This is a genomic window from Stenotrophomonas sp. G106K1 (assembly GCF_037969685.1).
GTDB classification, from domain to species: domain Bacteria; phylum Pseudomonadota; class Gammaproteobacteria; order Xanthomonadales; family Xanthomonadaceae; genus Stenotrophomonas; species Stenotrophomonas lactitubi.
Window position 1 is genome coordinate 13,753 of the sequence record NZ_JBBPFR010000035.1, and the last position, 17,863, is coordinate 31,615.

Below are 17,863 nucleotides of genomic sequence, written 5' to 3' on the forward strand. Positions count from 1 at the left end.
TCCAGGATCAATCGGACAACCAGTCCCGCCACGGCAGGCTGGTATCGCCCAGCGCCATGAACTCACCGTTCAACAGCGTCGGCCGGCGGTTGTAGCGGAACGGCTTGCCGGTACCGACCGAAAGCACCGCACCACCGGCCGCGTGCAGCACGCACTGGCCGGCAGCGGTATCCCATTCGGAGGTCGGGCCCAGCCGCGGATAGACATCCAGGCCACCTTCGGCGATCCGGCAGAACTTCAGCGAAGACCCCTGCACCACAGTCTCGATGTCGCCCATGCGGGCCAGCAACGCATTCGTCTCGGCTGAGCGATGCGAACGGCTGGCGGCGACCCGCAGCGGCGCAGTCGCGGGTGTACGGGTACGCAGCACGGTGTCATGTACGCCCTGCCGGCGATACGCCAGCTCGCCCCGCATCGCGTGCCAGACAATGCCGGTGACCGGCGACTGGACCACGCCGAAGGCCGGCGCACCCTGGTAGATCAGCGCGATGTTGACGCTGAACTCGCCATTGCGCTTTACGAAATCACGGGTGCCATCAAGTGGATCGACCAGCCAGTACGCGCCCCAGTGCTGACGCTGCTCCCATGGCACCAGCGGCGACTCTTCCGACAGGATCGGCAGGTCCGGGGTCAGCTGGCGCAGCCCCTGCTGGATCACCCGGTCGGCAGCGAGGTCGGCAGCGGTGACCGGGCTGTCGTCATCCTTGAGTGTCACGTCGAAACCGTTGCTGTAGATCTGCATGATGGCCTGCCCGGCTTCCTGGGCGATGGCGATCGCGGTCTCGCGCAGTTCCGTGGTCAGCTTGATCATCGTGCTCCCTGCAGCCACTGGCGGGCGATGAACAGTGCCGCCAGCGAACGCCCTTCGGAAAAGTCCTCGCGCAGCATCAGCTGTTCCAGATCGGCCAGCTTCCACGGCACCACTTCCAGCTCCTCCGGCTCGTCTCCGGCCAGCTTCTCCGGATACAGGTCGCGCGCGACCACCAGCCAGGACTGATGGCTCATGTAGGTCGGTGCAAGGGTCATCGCGCGCAGCACGTCGATCCGCCGTGCGCCATAGCCGGCCTCTTCCTTCAGCTCACGGTCGGCGGCCTGCTCCGGCGTTTCGCCGGCATCGATCCGGCCCTTGACCAGGCCAAGCTCGTAGCGATGCATGCCGGCCGCGTATTCACGCACCAGCAGCACGGTTTCATCGTCGAGCATCGGCACCACCACCACCGCGCCATGGCCACGGCTGACCAGGCGCTCGAAGCGGCGGCGTTCGCCATTGGAGAACTCCAGGTCCAGGTGCTGGCGCTGGAAGGGCCCGTTCTCCTCGTCGGTGATCCGATGGATGATCGGCAGAGGACGCCTGGCGCGGTCATCGTTCACGCGGAATCTCCGTGGCAGCCGGCGCGTGCGCCGAGGCCGATAGAATGTGCAGGCAGCAACATGTTCATGAGCCCGAAATGCTAGCAGACCCAACCCCCTCTCCGCTGGTCCAGCACTGGCGGCAACGCGACCTCCAGGTCCTATGGCACCCGTGCACGCAGATGCGCGAGCATCCGCACACGTTGCCGCTGGTGCCGATCGCCCGCGGCGAGGGCGCCTGGCTGATCGATCACGACGGCAACCGCTATCTGGATGCCGTCAGCAGCTGGTGGACCAACCTGTTCGGCCATGCCGAGCCGCGCATCGGCGGTGCCATCGCCGCCCAGGCCGGGCAGCTGGAACAGGTGATGCTGGCCGGCTTCGGCCATGAACCGGCGATCACCCTGGCTGAACGCCTGCTGGCCCTCGCGCCGCGCCAGCCCGGCCGCGCGCCGCTGGCCAAGGTGTTCTACGCCGACAACGGCTCGGCCGGGGTCGAAGTGGCGCTGAAGATGGCCTTCCAGTATTTCCAGAACCGCGGTGAGACCCGGCGCACGCGCTTCGTCTCGCTGGAGAACGGCTACCACGGCGAGACGCTGGGTGCCCTCGCACTGGCCGACATCCCGCTGTACCGCCGCGTCTATGCGCCGCTGCTGGCCGAGGGCCTGTTCGCGCCCTCGCCCGACGCCTACCTGGCCGAGCCCGGGCAGAGTGCGGCCGACCGCGCACGCCAGGCCGCCGACGGCCTGGCCACGCTGTTCGACCAACATCCGGGCGAAATCTGCGCGGTGATCCTGGAACCACGACTGCAGTGCGCCGGTGGCATGCGCATGTACGATCCGGCCTATCTGCAGCGCGTGCGTGAACTGTGCGACACGCATGGCGCCTTCCTGATCGCCGACGAGATCGCCACCGGCTTCGGTCGCACCGGCACGATGTTCGCCTGCGAGCAGGCCGGGGTGATGCCTGATCTGCTGTGCCTGTCCAAAGGCCTGACCGGCGGTTTCCTGCCATTGGCTGCGGTGCTGGCCACGCAGGCGCTGTACGACGCGTTCCTTGATGATTCGCGTGAACGCGCCTTCCTGCATTCGCACAGCTATACCGGCAACCCGCTGGCCTGTGCGGCGGCGCTGGCCACGCTGGACATCTTTGGCGACGACGATGTGATCGCGCGCAACCGCGGCATCGCCTCGGTGATGGGGACCCTGGCCGCACCGTTCGCCGACCATCCACACGTGGCCGATGTGCGCCAGGCCGGGATGGTGGTGGCCTTCGAACTGACCCGCAACGGCGACAAGCGCACGCCCTTCGATCCGGCGCTGAAGCTGGGGCTGCATGCCTACAGGGCGGCGCTGAAGCGCGGCGTGGTGCTGCGCCCGCTGGGCAACGTGCTGTACTGGATGCCACCGTACTGCGTGGACGACGAACAACTGGAGCTGCTGGCACATACGACGCTGGCAGCCATCGACGAGGCGATTGCATGCGCGTGACCCGCTGCCCCATCGACCTGGCGCTGCACAGCGGCCAGACCGTGACCCTGCCGGAAGAGACGGCCAACCACCTGGTGCGGGTGATGCGCCTGCGCGAGGGTGACACCTGCGTGCTGTTCAACGGCGATGGCCACGACTACACCGCGACGCTGACGCTGGCGGGCAAACGCGAAGTGCAGGTGCGCATCGACCAGGTGCAGCCGATCACCAACGAATCGCCGCTGACCATCACCCTGCTGCAGGGCATCGCACGCGGCGAGAAGATGGACCTGATCCTGCAGAAGGCCACCGAACTGGGGGTGAGTGCCATCGTGCCGGTGAATGCCGAACGTACCGAGGTGAAGCTGGATGCAGCGCGCGCGGAAAAGCGCGTGACGCACTGGAACAACGTGGTGCAGTCGGCCTGCGGGCAATCCGGTCGTGCGCGCATTCCGCAGGTAGGGCCGCCGCAGTCGCTGGCACAGGCGAGCGCGGCACTGCCAGCCGATACATTGCGATTGACCCTGGATCCGTTGGGAAAGCACCGGCTGTCGACACTGCAGGCTGCACCGGCCGGCGGCGTGGTGATCGCAATCGGCCCAGAGGGTGGCTGGTCGCCGCGTGACCGTGAGCAGCTGGCGGCCGCAGGCTTCCAGGGCCTGCAGTTGGGCCCACGCATCCTGCGCACGGAAACCGCAGGCCTGGCCGCGATCGCGGCATTGCAGGCACGGTTGGGCGATCTGGGATAAGGCTCGGTCCGGTGGCCGCTGCGCTCGCCGGGCATGGCCCGGCGCTACCCGATATCCGGAACGCCTGCGGTAGCGCCGGGCCATGCCCGGCGGATTCCGGTCAGGCCGTCAGCGAATCCAGCGCGGCTTCCAGTGCGTCGAGATTCGGCAGCAGCGCGCTCTGCTCACCCAGCAGCACGCGCATGTGCACGATGTCGGGCAGGTTTTCCTCGGACGCGTCGGCCAGCAGGCCATCGCGCGGTACCGAGATCAGCTGCGGGAAGCTCTGTGTCAACAGCGCGTAGTAGGGACGCTCCGGATTGCCGCTGAGGGTCTTGAGCACCACCACCTTGTTGTGGCCGGCTACCGTCTCTTCGCCCAACCCGGAGAGCCGTGCGAACGACACCAGGGGCACCTGCCAGCCGTGCCAGCCGATCTCACCCACCAGCCAGCGCGGAGCGTCGGCCACCGCCTGCACCGGTACCCGCGACATCATCTCGGCCACGGTTGCATTGGGCAGCAGGACCCGCTCGGCACCGGCCGAGATCAGGACGCCGCGGATCTCATCATTGCTGGCGTAACTCATGCAGCATCTCCGTCGTCATCCAGGCCCCAGCGCGCGGCGATCACCTGCGCCAGTTCCTGCGGTTCACCGGCCGCCATGCCGGCGGCGACCACGGCCGTCGCCGCAGCCGGGTCGTAGCAGCCTTCGCCCACCTGCCCGGCTACCCAGGCGCCGGCGGCTGCGAGGTCCAACGCCGGGCCGACATGAGCCAGGTCGGCACCACTGAGCAGTACCAGCGCGCTGTGCTCGGCCGACAACGCGGCAATCGAAATGCCCTGCGCTTCGGTCTGGAAATACAGGCCATCGGCGGCGGCGTGCACGCCGATGTCATCGGCCAGCACATGCACTTCGCCCGCCGTGGCACGCTGGCCGGCTTCGGCCAACTGCACCGGCAGCGGCGATACGCGCGCCATCTGCTTGACCAGATTGCCGTAGCGGCCACCGTCCAGGCGCATGTGCACCAGCACCGGCACGGCCAGCCCGCTGGGCAGTGCCGCGAGCAGGCGGCGCAACGCATCGGGACCGCCGATACCGGCCAGTACCAGCAGCGCACCGGCGCGGCTGCCTGCGGGTGCGGCGGCGTCCAGATCGACCAGTGAAAGATGCTCGGTGTCGAACGCCGGTTCCGGCGCCGCAACCGTCGCAGCAACACGCGGATCTGCCGGCGCGTCACTGGCCTCGTCGACCAGCGACCAGGCCGTGTGATCGGTGAACGCCGTCGGTGGAGCTGCCGGCACCGGCGGCGGTGCCGGCGCTGCATCAGCGAGCGTCGCTGTCTCCGGCAGCACCGGCTGCAGCGCCGCCAGCGCCTGCTCCAGCGCGATCGGCTCATGTAGTAGATGTGCCGGCGGCGAATAGAGGCCATCCGCCGGCACGTCGTCGGCCCACGAACGGGCCTGTTCCAGGTGCGGCTGCAGCGCGGCTTCCTTCGGCACCGGCGGCGTCGACGGCCGGCCCGGCTCAAGCTGCAATGCCGGCTCGTCCTCGGCGCCCGGCGGCAGCACCTGCTGGTGGCCGTGCAGCTTGGCGGCAAGATGACGGCCCCAGCGCTGCGCTTCCCAACCATCGCGACGCGCGGCCAGTTCAGCCTCGTCGAACACCAGGGTCAGCCCGGGCGCCGACAGCGCCGGCTCCAGGCGCTCCAGTGCATCTTCAATGGCCGCTTCCAGCGCGATCACCACGAACTGCGGGCGTGCATCATGCAGCGCCTGCGGCTCCAGCGTGATGGGATCGTCTTCCAGCACGATCTGCACGTCGGCATGGGCCAACGCCTCGCGCAGGCGCTCACGCGCCGCGCCCGGGCGGGCCAGCAGGGCTACGGCCGGAACCGGATCGAGGTCACTCACGGACACGGGCAATCCCCAACAAGTCGTACACGTTACGCATCAGGTCCAGCTCCTGGTACGGCTTGCCCAGGTAGCGCTGCACACCGATTTCGAAGGCGCGCTGGCGGTGCTTGTCGCCGCTGCGCGAGGTGATCATCACGATCGGCACGTCCTTGTAGCGCGGGTCGGCGCGCATTGCGGTAGCCAGCTCGTAGCCGTCCATCCGCGGCATTTCGATGTCCAGCAGCATCAGGTCTGGAACGCGCTCTTCCAGCTGTTCCAGGGCTTCGACGCCATCGCGGGCGACGCTCACCTCGAAGTTGTGACGCTCCAGGATGCGGCCGGTGACCTTGCGCATGGTCAGCGAATCGTCCACCACCATCACCAACGGCACCTGCCGTTCCTGGCGGGGTGCATTGACCAGCACCGGCGCGGTCGGGTTGGCCAGGAAACGACGCACCAGCGGAGCCACGTCCAGGATCACAACCACGCGGCCATCGCCGGTGATGGTGGCGCCGTAGATGCCCGGTACCGAGGCGATCTGCAGGCCCACAGGCTTGACCACGACTTCGCGGTTGCCCAGCACCTGATCGATCGCAACGGCGGCGCGCAGGTCGCCCGCGCGGACCAGCAGCAGCGGTACCTGGGCCTGGCCGTCGGCGCGCGCCGGGGCCTGGCCGACCAGACTTCCGAGGTCGTACAGCGGATAGTCTTCGCCACTGTAGCGGTAGCTGCTGTCAGCCGCTTCGAAGCGCTCGTGCGACAGCCGGCCGATACCACTGACCGACGCCACCGGTACTGCGAAGGTGGTTTCGCCGATCTGCACGAACACCGCCTGGGTGACCGCCAGCGTCTGCGGCAGGCGCAGCGTGAAACGCACGCCCTGGCCACGTACCGACTGGATGTCGACCGAGCCGCCGAGCTGGCGCACTTCGTTGCCGACCACGTCCATGCCGACACCACGACCCGCCAGCTGGCTGACCTGGTCGGCGGTGGAGAAGCCCGAGGCGAAGATCAGGCTGTCCAGTTCCTGCTCGCTCGGCTGCGCATCGGCAGGCAGCAGGCCGCGGTCGATGGCGCGACGGCGGATCGCCTCACGATCCAGGCCAGCGCCGTCGTCGGCCACGTCCAGCACGATTTCCGAGCCTTCACGATGCAGGCGGATGGCGATTTCGCCCTCTTCCGGCTTGCCGGCGGCACGACGCTGCTCCGGTGCTTCCAGACCATGGGCAACCGAATTGCGCAGCATGTGCTCCAGCGGCGCGACCATGCGATCAAGCACGTTGCGGTCGAGTTCGCCGTGGGTGCCTTCCAGGGTCAGGTGGACCTGCTTGCCGGTGTCCATGCCGGCCTGGCGGACCACCCGGCGCAGGCGCGGCACCAGGCCGTCGAACGGCACCATGCGCGCGCGCATCAGGCCATCCTGCAGTTCCGAGCTGACACGCGACTGCTGCTGCAGGAGCGAATCGTACTGGCGCGACAGATCATCCAGCACGCCCTGCAGGCCACCCAGATCGGCGGCGGACTCGTTCAGCGCGCGGCTGAGCTGCTGCAGGGTGGAGAAACGGTCCAGTTCCAGCGGATCGAACTTGTGGTCGGCCTGGTCCTGCTCACGCTGGTAGCGGGCAACGATCTGCGCTTCGGTTTCCAGGTCCAGGCGACGCAGCTGGTCGCGCAGACGCGCGTTGGTGCGTTCCAGCTCACCCATCGCGCCGCGGAAGGCGCCGAGCTGCTGTTCCAGGCGCGAACGGTAGATCGCCACTTCACCGGCGTGGTTGACCAGGCGGTCGAGCAGGTCGGCGCGCACACGCACCTGTTCCTGCTGCGGACGGGCCAGCGGGTCTTCGTCGGTAGAACCTTCCACCGGCAACGGTGCCGACAGCGGGGCATCGACCACGGCCACGGCCGGAGTGACCTGCGGAGTCTGCTCTGCCACCACGGCGTCACTGGCCGCAGCTGCGCTGGCAGCGGTGATGTCGGTTGTCGTGCGGGCTTCAAAGGCGTCGAGCAGATCCTGTGCCGGTTCGACGACGCGGTGTTCGCCAGTGCGGGTCAGCAACTGGTGCAGGCGGTCAAAACCACGTTCCAGCAACTGCACATCACGACGTTCGATCTCGGTACGCCCGCCAGCCACAGCCTCCAGCAACGATTCGATGCTGTGGCCGAGATCGCCGATGGCGTTGATGCCCGCCATGCGCGCACCGCCCTTCAGCGTATGCAGATCGCGCTGCAGGCCGGCCAGTGCTTCGCGGTCCTGCGGCGCTTCGCGCAGTTCGCTGATCAGCCCATCGCAATGATCCAGCAGGTCCTTGCCTTCCTCGACGAAGATGTCGACCAGCTCGCGGTCATAGACGCTGAAGTCGAGCAGGTCGGCGCTGTCTTCGGATTCGGATTCGGTCTCGGATTCAGTCTGGGCGTCGAGCAGAGCAGTGTCCGCCGGCACCACCGCAGCGGCGCTGTCGATGGCGACAGGTTCGGCGTCGATCGCCGCAGCCTCCATCGCGATCGGCACCACGATCATGCCGCTGTCCGCCGGGGCAGCCTGGCCCGGAGCATCTTCCAGTTCGAAGAAACGCGAGGGCGAAACGGCTTCCTGCGTCGAGTCCGTGGACTCGACGTCTTCCACCGTCGCCGGGGACGGCTGGTCGGTGCTCTCTCCTTCACCGACCGCCGCCTCCCCGCCGACGTCCGCATCCTCGGCAAAGGCTTCCGCCTCGCCAGGCGCGAGTTCGCTGGCCTGCAGGCCGAGCACGGGCCATTGCCCGTCTTCGTCCTGGCCCTGCTCCTCGTCGATCACGTGCAGGCCGGCCTCGAGCGCGGCTTCCAGCGTGACCGGGTCTGCGAAGCCCGGCACAGCCATTTCATCCTGCAGGCTGGACAGCTCGCTGTCGAGTGGCACTGCAGCAGCGTCGTCATCCACCGCCGTTTCAGGTGTGAACGGCGGCGGCGTATTCAGGTCGTTTGCGACATCCAGGTCGCGGTCGTCAACCGGTAGCGCGCTGGCGTCCAGATACGGCGACAGATCGTCCACCGCAGTCAACGCGGCGTCTTCCAGCGCAGCGTCTTCCGATGCTGGCACTGCCGGCCCGGCATCGATCCCCGCGCCGACGAGCGTGGAAGCAGCCACTTCCAACGTCGATTCCGGTGCCGGGGCGTCCGGCATCGAAGGCCATCCTGGGTCGAAGTAGCGCGACAGATCATCGCTGCCGGTCAACTCAGCGGACTCCAGGCCCGCGTCGCTCAACGCGTCCTCGCTGACCTGCACTGCATCCAGCACGTCGGCATCGACATCATCGGTATCCCGCTCGGCTTCCGGCTCGGTCCCGACCTCATGCGCCGACACGACGACATCGGTATCGGTATCGATAGCGGCGACCAGCGAAAGCAGCTGGTCGTCCTCGTCCTCATCCTCGACGTCCAGCCCGGTCATCGGCCAGCGTGCTTCCGGCAGCTCGCCGGCCAGCGCCTGCAGGCGCTGCGCCAGTTCAGCCTGCGACGCAATCCGCGGCTGCTCGGCCTGCAGCGCATCCATGGTCGCGTTGATCGCCTGCGCGGTCTCGTCCAGGGCCGCCACGGCGTCATGCCCGGGCACCACCTCGGCGGCCAGCGCGCGCTTGATGTACGACTCGGCGCCGCCGGTAACGGCGGTGATTTCCGGCACTTCGGTCATCGCGAAGGCGCCGTTCATGGTGTGCACCGCACGCAGCAGTGCATCACTGACCGGCTGCGGTGCCTGTTGCGCCGAGCGCAACCAGCCCTGCAGCGTGGCCTGGTGCAGTTCAACCTCGGCTTCCAGGATCTCGCGCAGCACGCTGTCGATGTTGGCCGGAGTACCCGCCGCTTCGACAGCGCTCTCTGCCGGGACATCGACAACCGGCTCGGCGCTGCCAACGGGCTCGACAGCATCGGCCGCTGCCACCAGCGCCGGTGCAGCAGCGCCCGGCAGCGCAACGTAGAACGTCTCTTCGCCTGCACCCACCCGATCGGCGATGGCCTGCATCGCCTGCAGGTCCACGCTGACCCGCTGGCCGTCGCGCAGGGCCGCGTTCAACTGCGGCAGTGCCGTGTATGCGTGATCGACCATCGCCAGCACCGCCGGAGTGGGCGCACGGCTGCCATCGAGCACGCGATTGAGCATGCCCTCGATCTTCCACGCGAACTCACCCAGGGTACGCGCGCCGACCAGGCGGCCACTGCCCTTCAGTGTGTGGAAGATGCGCCGGATCGGCCGCAGCCTATCCATGTTGTCCGGTTGCATGCGCCAGGCCGGCAGCAGCGTGCCGAGATTGCCGAGCTCGTCGTCGAATTCTTCCAGGAACACCTCGCGGATGTCCTGGTCGATGTTTTCGGCATCGTCGTCGAAACCCGCATCGAACCCGCCCTCGGCCACGGCCGGCGGTACGGTTTCGGTCGACCCGACGGTCGCCTGCATGGCCTGGGGATTGAAGTCGGCGGCGGCGGCGTTCAGCTCTGCGAAGAACTGCGCATCAGCCTCGCTGAAGTCGATCGGCGCGATGGTATCCACATCGACCAGCGCCACGGTCGGCACAGCCGCCGATGCAGACAGGTCTTCGGACGCGCGCAGATCAGCGACCGGTTCGACGTAAGCCTCAGCCTCGGTCTCGGCGGTGGCGTCGGTCAATTCGGCAACGGTCAGGCCATCGTTGGCCTGCGGTACCGCAACTGCGTCAACGAGCTCCAGCGTCGCAGGCAACTCCTGTTCGTCGTCCAGCGACAGCGTTTCCATCGCCTCCAGCGACAGCACGTCATCGGCGTTGTCCAGCAGGCTGCTGTCGAAACGGAACACCACATCGTCGTTCAGCGGCGGCTGGCCGTCCTGTTCGGCGGCAACCGGATCGAACGCTGGCGAAATGACCGCATCCAGCGGCGCCTCGTCCGACGACGTCGCCAGGGAGGCGTCATCGTTGTCGTCCACGGTGGCTACCTGTGCGTCGCCGTGTTCCAGCACCGGCGCTTCGGACAACGTCCAGGCAGCGGTGTTGGACTGTTCGGCGGACAGCGGATCGAAGCTGACCGGATCGAAGCTGGCGAACGTCGGTGCACGCTCGTCGCTGTGTTCGGCAGCCGTACCTGCCGGCGCGTCGAACCCGCCCAGTTCCCATTGCGGCACTTCCGGCGCGGGTGCGCTGGAGGCGGCAAACAGCAGTGGCGCCGGGGTGTCGCGTGGTTCGGCAGGGACAGCCGGCGTAGCCAGCGATCCAAACATCAGGCCATTGTCGGCGCCCGGGGCCTCCGGCAGCGGATCAAAGGTGAACTCGGGCAGCGCGGCCGGCACGTCACCGGGAGCAGGCGCGGCGGCCTGCACGGCGATGTCCATCGGTTCGATCTGCAGCGGCATGGCCGGCACGGGCACGGCTTCGCGCTCGACCGGCTGCACCGGCTCGGCTGCGGCCACACCACGCTCGGGCAGCGGCCAGTAGCGCAGCGCTTCCAGGCTGCTGCGGGTGATGTCGAGGATGTCCTCGCGACCCGGACGGCGGTCGCGCAGCGCTTCCAGGTAGTACTCCAGGCTGGCCATGGCATCGGCCAGGGTGTCCAGCTGGCGCCCACTGGGTACGCGCTGGCGACCGATCAGTTCGGCTTCGATGTACTGCTGCACGCCGCGCAGGTAGTCGGCGGCGGTGCCCAGGTCGAGCATGCGCAATGCGCCGGAGACATCCCCGAGCAGGCGTGGCACGTCCTGCAGTTCCGCGTGGTTCCAGCTGGTCTCAATGAAAGCGACGAAATGCTCGCGGGCGGCGGCGAAATTGGCGATCGCCTCGTGCGCCAGCACTTCCACCGTGCGCCGGTTCTCCACCGCGCTCGGATCATCCTGGCCACTGCCACTGGCACCGAGGTGTGCAACCTGGTCGTCCAGCGATGCATCGACGTAAAGCAGCGCACCGGCGATATCCAGCAGCATGTCTTCGTCGATCTGCTGACGGCCTTCGACAACCCCGCGCAGTGCATCACGCTGCTGCACGACCACGCCGCGCGCGGCGCCCAGGCCGAGCATGCCCAGCGTATCGGCCACCGAGCCCAGCTTGGTCACCTGCTCCTGCAGCTGTTGCGGCGAGCCGTCGGTACGCAGGTGCAGGTCCAGGGCGTCCTTGACCTGCAGCAGTTCTTCCTTGACCGCGTTGCCAACGGTATCCAGCAGTTCGCGGTTGCGGCCGCTGAGACTGCCGCGTGCATGGTCCAGTTCCGCTTCGGTGGCGGTCACCGAATCGGGCGCGAACGCGAACAACACGCTGTCGTTGATCAGCGCTTCGCCACGGGCGGCGCGGATCTCGTTGAGCAGCGGCTGCAGCACGATCGGAATGTCACGGTGCCCGTTCTGCAGGCGCTCCAGGTAATCGGGCAGCAGCACGCTGCCGCGCATCAGGGTAGCGCAGGCCTCATCGCGCTCGGCCACCTCGCCCTTGCCGACAGCAATGGCGAGCTGTTCCAGCTCTTCGGCCACCATCGCCGGTGCATACAGTTCAACCATGCGCAGCGTGCCCTGCACCTGGTGCAGGTAGCCGGCGCAGATGCGCATGCGGCTGCTGTCGCCCGGGTCTTCGGCGAAGTACTCGACCTCGTTGCGCACCAGGCGCAGGGTCTCGTCCAGCTCGGGCTTGACCCAGCCCAGGGCCGCGTGGCTCATCGCATCGCGCAGGCTGCTCATGGATGCGCTCCGGTCGCCGCCGCGCGACGGTCGCGCGGATCCTGGCGTGGGAAATGGAAATGCTTCATCGACTGGTTCCTTGCTCGCCGCCCTGCCCGTGTCACGCCGGCAGCTTGAAGTCGGCGACCGAACGACGCAGATCGGCCGCCAGCTGCGCCAGGTGGCCGATCGACTCGGCGGTCTGCCCGGCACCCTGCGAGGTCTGGCCGGTGATCTGGCGGATCACGCCCATCGTGCGGGTGATGTCCGACGCCGCCGACGACTGCTGCTGGGCGGCGATGGAGATGTTCTTGATGAGGGTGTTGAGTGCGTTGGACACGCGCTCGATCTCGGTCAGTGCGGTACCGGCGTCTTCGGCCAGGCGCGCACCGGACACCACTTCGGCGGTGGTCTGTTCCATCGAGGTGACCGCTTCGTTGGTATCGGCCTGAATGGCCTGGACCAGGTTCTCGATGCGTCGGGTCGCACCCGAGGTACGTTCTGCCAGGCGCTGCACTTCGTCGGCCACGACCGCGAAACCGCGACCGGCTTCACCGGCCGACGCTGCCTGCACAGCCGCGTTCAACGCCAGGATGTTGGTCTGCTCGGAAATGTCGTTGATCAGTTCCACGATCGAGCCGATCTCCTGCGACGACTCACCCAGGCGCTTGATGCGCTTGGAGGTTTCCTGGATCTGGTCGCGGATCTGGTCCATGCCCTGGATGGTCTCGCGGACCACGCCGGCACCCTCGGCGGCGATCACCACCGAACGCTGTGCCACGTCGGCCGACTCGGCCGAGTTGCGCGATACCTGCTCGATGCTGGCGGCGATTTCGCCGATCCGGTCCGACGCCGAGGTGATCTGGTTGGCCTGGTGGCCGGCCGCTTCGGCCAGCTGCATCGCCGTTGCCTGCGTTTCCTGGGTCGACAGCGCGACCTTGGCCGAGGTGTCGTTGATGGTGGTCACCAGATGGCGCAGTTCATCCACCGCGTAGTTGATGGCGTCTGCGATCGCGCCGGTCATGTCCTCGGTCACCGAGGCTTTCACCGTCAGGTCGCCCTCACCGAGCGAGGAGATTTCATCCAGCAGCCGCATGATCGCCTGCTGGTTGCGGCTGTTGAACTCCACCTGGGTCTGGTAGCGCAGTTCCTGTTCGCGCGAGCGGCTGCGCACGTTGGTGGAGACGAAGCCGATGATCGCGATCAGCGACAGTGCACCGGACACCACGCCGATCCAGAAATTCGGGAACAGGCGGGTGTCGGACACCGAACCGAACGAGGAGAAGGCTTCAAACAGCTTGCGGCTGTCGGTCAGCATCTTCGCCGAACCCTGGCCCAGCGTGGCGGCAGCGGACTGCGCGGCGAACAGCTGGCGCGAGCTGGCCAGGATCGCGTCGGCGTCCTGTTTCATCGCCTCCCACTTCTGCTGCGACTGCTCCAGCGCCGCAACGGCGGCAGCGCCGCGCACGGCGGTGATGCCCAGATCCTCGTTGCCATTGCGCAGCGCATCGAGCACCTGCGAGAACACAGTGATGTCGCGGGCCAGCGCGTCACCGGCAGCGGCAGCGGCCGTGCCGCCAGCGCGTATTTCAGTCACGCGACGCGCCATCGAACCGGCCACCACCACCTGCTGCAGGGCACTGTAGACCTGTGACGACGGGGCGCCGGAGGCGGACATCGCACGCACCAGTTCGTTCAACTGGGCCTGCAGGCCCGGCACCGCACCGGAGAAGTTGTTGGCGTTGCCGGCCAGGGCCAGCACTGCCGGTTCACTGGCCACCAGCTGGCCCGCCTGCTTGCCCAGCGGCGCCCAGGTATCGGCCAGGGTCGAGATCGCCCGCGACACGCCCGGCTCGTTGCCGTAGCGCCCCTGAAGGGTCGACACGTTCTGCTCGATCGCGTTGCGGGTGGCCTTGAAGGCGGTGAAGGCCTGCGCGTTGCCGCCGACCGCGTCACGGCCCTGGTTGGCCAGCTGCTGCGACAGCACCTGCAGATCCGCGGCCTTGGAACCGGCATCGGCCAGGCGGCTGCCCTGCCAGGTGGACACGCCGGTGTTCACACCGAACAGGATCATCGACAGCGCCAGCAGCGCCAGCCAGAGGTTGCTGCCGCCCAGCCGCAGCTTGCCGGACTTGTTGGCATCCGAAGCAGTACTCATCGTTCAACCTCGATTTTCAATGCAGGGGGCGACGCCCGGCCTCAGGCCGCGGCTTGCCGGAATTCAGGGGTACGCGACAGCAGCGAGAGCGAGAACACGCCCCAGTCGTTGCCATCGGCATGGAAAGCGCGATCGACGAAGTGGCCGTAGCGTCCCTCGGCCAGTGAACCGGCCTCGATCTGCTGGGTCAGCTCGAAGCTGCGCTGGCCGAACAGTTCGTCAATGGTCAGGGCGACGTCGCCACCGGCCTGGCGCATGATCAGCACGCGCTGGCCTTCCTGCTGGACGGTGCGCGCACCTTCCAGGAAGTACTTCAGGTCGACCACCGGAAACAGATTGCCGCGCAGGTTGCCCACGCCCAGCAGCCACGGCTGCGCGCAGGGCACCGGGGTCACCGGCGGCATCGGCACGATCTCCACCACTTCGCGGAAATCGGACACCAGCCGACGCTGGCCAACACGGAAACCGACGCCACGCCACAGGTCCTGGGCGAACTGCCGCCCGGGCATCTGCACCGCGTGGGCCAGGCTGCGCCGTTCGTAGGCTTCAAGAATGTCGAAGGGCGAGCGCATCAGGCCACCAGTTCGTTGATCCGGGCGATGAGTTCTTCCTCGCGCGGCGGCTTGACGATGTAATCGGCGGCGCCCTGGCGCAGCCCCCAGGCCTTGTCGGTTTCCATCGCCTTGGTGCTGACGATGATGACCGGGATGTGCTTGATCGCGGCGTCGCGGGCCATCGCCCGGGTCGCCTGGAAACCGCTCATGCCCGGCAGCACCACGTCCATCAGGACCAGCTGCGGCACCTGGTCGCGGACCAGCTGCAGGCCATCTTCAGCATTGTCCGCTTCCAGCACCTCATGGCCGGCACGGCGCAGCCATTGGGTGAACACCGCGCGGTCGGTCGGTGAATCCTCGATCAGGACGATACGAGCCATTGTGCCTTTCCCCCTGGTCAGGCGTTGACGTACGTGCGGATGGCACCCAGCAGTTCTTCGCGCGTGAATGGCTTGGTCAGGTACTGCTCCGAGCCGACGATGCGCCCCCGCGCCTTATCGAACAGGCCGTCCTTGGATGACAGCATGATCACCGGGGTCGCCTTGAACAGCTGGTTGCCCTTGATCAGTGCGCAGGTCTGGTAGCCATCCAGGCGCGGCATCATGATGTCGACGAAGATGATCTGCGGCTGCTGGTCGGCGATCTTGGCCAGAGCCTCGAAACCGTCCGTCGCGGTCACTACTTCGCAGCCTTCGCGCTTCAGTAGTGTTTCCGCAGTCCTGCGGATGGTCTTCGAGTCATCGATGACCATCACCCGGAGTCCTGCGAGCTCCCCGCCCGCAGTCGTGTTTTCAGTCATTGCCATTCCCCAAGCGCACGGCCCAATCTTTGGCGGGAGCCGCTGCGAAAGCGTATCTATATCGCACTTCCCGCGCCCGCTTCAAGGGCGGTCCGTGGCGCGGGGCGTGGCGCCGGGCTGAACGTGACCGGATTGGCAATCACTGCGCAGCCCGGCAAGGGACGCTGCGTTGCACATCGCCGGGGAGGCGCACGGCCGGCGTTGCCGCTACCATCAACGCCTTGCCTGACAGGTGCGCCCATGCCGTTGAACGTCATCGTGGTGATGGATCCCATCGCCCACATCAAGATCGCCAAGGACACCACGTTCGCCATGCTGCTGGAAGCCCAGCGCCGCGGCCATGCCCTGCACTACGTGCGCCCGGGCGGGCTGGCGCTGGAAGGCGGGGTGGCCGTGGCCTGGACCGCCCCCCTGCAGGTGCGCGACGACCCGGCCGGCTGGTACGAGCTGGGCGCATTCAGCCGGACGGAATTCGGCCCCGGCCAGATTGTGCTGATGCGCAAGGACCCGCCGGTCGACGCCGAGTACGTCTACGACACCCAGGTGCTGGATGTCGCCGCCGCCGCCGGCGCCTGCGTGGTCAACAACCCGCAGGGCCTGCGCGACTACAACGAGAAGCTGGCCGCGCTGCTGTTCCCGCAGTGCTGCCCGCCGACCCTGGTCAGCCGCGACGCCAAGGCACTGAAGGCCTTCGCACTGGAACACGGCCAAGCGGTACTGAAGCCGCTGGATGGCATGGGCGGGCGCTCGATCTTCCGCAGCGGCCAGGGCGACCCCAACCTGAACGTGATCCTGGAGACGCTGACCGACGGCGGCCGCAAGCTGGCCCTGGCGCAGAAGTTCATCCCCGACATCACCGCCGGCGACAAGCGCATCCTGCTGGTCGATGGCGAGCCGGTCGACTACTGCCTGGCGCGCATTCCGCAGGGCGATGAGTTCCGCGGCAACCTGGCCGCCGGTGGCCGCGGCGAAGGCCGGCCACTGAGCGAACGCGACCGCTGGATCGCCGCCCAGGTCGGCCCGGAGATGAAGCGCCGTGGCATGCGTTTCGTCGGCCTGGACGTCATCGGTGACTTCCTGACCGAGGTCAACGTGACCAGCCCGACCTGCGTGCGCGAACTGGACGCGCAGTACGGCCTGAACATCGCCGGCACCCTGTTCGACGCGATCGAGGCCGATCTGCACTGATGGATGCCGCACCTGCCGTCCTCGCCCCGCCGCCGCGCGAAGCGCAGCGGCTGGGAGCGACCATTGCCCTGTCGGTGCTGGTGCACGCCCTGCTGATCCTCGGGGTCGGCTTTGCCGTGAAAGGCGACGCGCCGCTGGTGCCGACCCTGGAAGTGATCTTCAGCCAGACCCGCACTGCGTTGACCCCGAAGCAGGCCGATTTCCTGGCTGCCGCCAGCCAGGAGGGCGGTGGCGAACATGATCGTGCGCAGCGCCCACGCGACAACCAGGCCGGCATCGTGCCGCAGGCGCAATCGGGCATCAGCCCGGTACCGCAGCAGCAACAGTCGGCAGCGCCGGTGCCACCACCGCAGGCGCGCGTGGTCAGCAGCCGCAATGGCCAGGACACGGTGGCCCTGGCGCAGTCGCGCCCTACCCCGTTGCAGCCCACCCCGGATGCACCATTGACCGCACGCGAACAGCGCGATGCCGAGATGGCGCGGCTGGCGGCGGAAGTACACCTGCGTTCGGCACAGTACGCCAAGCGCCCGAACCGGAAATTCGTTTCGGCCAGTACGCGCGAATACGCCTACGCCAATTACCTTCGCGCGTGGGTGGACCGCGCAGAGCAGGTCGGCAACCTGAACTACCCCGACGAAGCGCGGCAGCGCCGGCTGGGGGGACAGGTGGTGATCAGCGTGGGGGTGCGCCGCGATGGCAGCGTGGAAAGCAGTCGGGTGTTGAAGTCCAGCGGCACGCCGCTGCTGGACGAGGCCGCGCTGCGGGTGATCCAGCTGGCGCAGCCGTTCCCGCCGTTGCCCGACAGCGACGATCAGATCGACATCCTGCAGGTCACGCGCACATGGGTGTTCCTGCCGGGTGGCGAACTGCGCGACGACCGGTAAGGGTTTCTGCCCGGGCCTGCGGCCCGGGACCCGCTGGCAGCAACTACAACTACAACTACAACTGCAACGGCAACGGCGAGATCAAGAGCGGCGGTTGGGCTGTTCGGTTTGGCGGGGCGGTGTGGGCTTGCAGGACACGCCGTAAACCCATCCCTGGGGGCTCGATGGCGCCATCCATGGCGCCAACGGTCCTGCAA

13 protein-coding genes are annotated in these 17,863 nt (G+C 67.6%); 4 read left to right on the forward strand and 9 right to left on the reverse strand.

The window, feature by feature from the left end; all coding sequences use genetic code 11:
- Positions 1–7: 7 nt before the first annotated feature.
- Together cysQ and nudE are read right to left on the reverse strand one after the other, a co-directional pair.
- Positions 8–811, reverse strand: coding sequence for a 3'(2'),5'-bisphosphate nucleotidase CysQ (gene cysQ, locus WKB25_RS20240; protein ID WP_089236523.1), 804 nt, complete (start codon positions 809–811; stop codon positions 8–10).
- Positions 808–1,371, reverse strand: coding sequence for an ADP compounds hydrolase NudE (nudE, locus tag WKB25_RS20245; protein WP_340572646.1), 564 nt, complete (start codon positions 1,369–1,371; stop codon positions 808–810). Before nudE ends, cysQ begins: the two co-directional genes overlap by 4 nt.
- 77 nt (positions 1,372–1,448) lie before the next feature.
- Between nudE and bioA the strand changes: the two genes are divergently transcribed.
- Together bioA and WKB25_RS20255 are read left to right on the forward strand one after the other, a co-directional pair.
- Complete coding sequence (gene bioA / locus WKB25_RS20250) at positions 1,449–2,840, forward strand: adenosylmethionine--8-amino-7-oxononanoate transaminase (protein WP_340572647.1); 1,392 nt, start codon at positions 1,449–1,451, stop codon at positions 2,838–2,840.
- A complete protein-coding gene (locus tag WKB25_RS20255; protein WP_340572648.1) occupies positions 2,831–3,568 on the forward strand; it encodes a 16S rRNA (uracil(1498)-N(3))-methyltransferase in 738 nt (245 codons plus the stop codon). The genes bioA and WKB25_RS20255 overlap by 10 nt, the downstream gene beginning before the upstream one ends.
- 100 nt (positions 3,569–3,668) lie before the next feature.
- Here WKB25_RS20255 and WKB25_RS20260 read toward each other — a convergent pair whose 3' ends face one another.
- From WKB25_RS20260 to pilG, 7 genes are all read right to left on the reverse strand, one after another.
- Complete coding sequence (locus tag WKB25_RS20260) at positions 3,669–4,133, reverse strand: chemotaxis protein CheW (protein ID WP_100553281.1); 465 nt, start codon at positions 4,131–4,133, stop codon at positions 3,669–3,671.
- A complete protein-coding gene (locus tag WKB25_RS20265) occupies positions 4,130–5,464 on the reverse strand; it encodes a chemotaxis protein CheB (protein WP_340572649.1) in 1,335 nt (444 codons plus the stop codon). The genes WKB25_RS20260 and WKB25_RS20265 overlap by 4 nt, the downstream gene beginning before the upstream one ends.
- Positions 5,451–12,104, reverse strand: a complete 6,654-nt coding sequence (locus WKB25_RS20270; protein WP_340572650.1) for an Hpt domain-containing protein — start codon at positions 12,102–12,104, stop codon at positions 5,451–5,453. The genes WKB25_RS20265 and WKB25_RS20270 overlap by 14 nt, the downstream gene beginning before the upstream one ends.
- Positions 12,105–12,204: 100 nt before the next feature.
- Positions 12,205–14,241: a methyl-accepting chemotaxis protein gene (locus WKB25_RS20275; protein WP_340572651.1), complete on the reverse strand. Its 2,037-nt coding sequence runs from the start codon at positions 14,239–14,241 to the stop codon at positions 12,205–12,207.
- 41 nt (positions 14,242–14,282) lie between these two features.
- Positions 14,283–14,813: a chemotaxis protein CheW gene (locus WKB25_RS20280; RefSeq protein WP_340572652.1), complete on the reverse strand. Its 531-nt coding sequence runs from the start codon at positions 14,811–14,813 to the stop codon at positions 14,283–14,285.
- Positions 14,813–15,175 (reverse strand): response regulator, encoded by a 363-nt coding sequence (locus WKB25_RS20285; RefSeq protein ID WP_025877749.1) that lies wholly within the window; start codon positions 15,173–15,175, stop codon positions 14,813–14,815. Before WKB25_RS20285 ends, WKB25_RS20280 begins: the two co-directional genes overlap by 1 nt.
- Positions 15,176–15,192: 17 nt before the next feature.
- Positions 15,193–15,594 (reverse strand): twitching motility response regulator PilG, encoded by a 402-nt coding sequence (gene pilG, locus WKB25_RS20290; protein WP_005418455.1) that lies wholly within the window; start codon positions 15,592–15,594, stop codon positions 15,193–15,195.
- A 240-nt stretch (positions 15,595–15,834) separates the two neighbouring features.
- Here pilG and gshB point away from each other — a divergent pair, with 240 nt between their 5' ends.
- Both gshB and WKB25_RS20300 read left to right on the forward strand, forming a co-directional pair.
- Positions 15,835–16,782 (forward strand): glutathione synthase, encoded by a 948-nt coding sequence (gene gshB, locus WKB25_RS20295; protein ID WP_191078174.1) that lies wholly within the window; start codon positions 15,835–15,837, stop codon positions 16,780–16,782.
- Positions 16,782–17,666 (forward strand): energy transducer TonB, encoded by an 885-nt coding sequence (locus WKB25_RS20300; protein WP_340572653.1) that lies wholly within the window; start codon positions 16,782–16,784, stop codon positions 17,664–17,666. Before gshB ends, WKB25_RS20300 begins: the two co-directional genes overlap by 1 nt.
- The last annotated feature ends 197 nt before the right edge of the window (positions 17,667–17,863 follow it).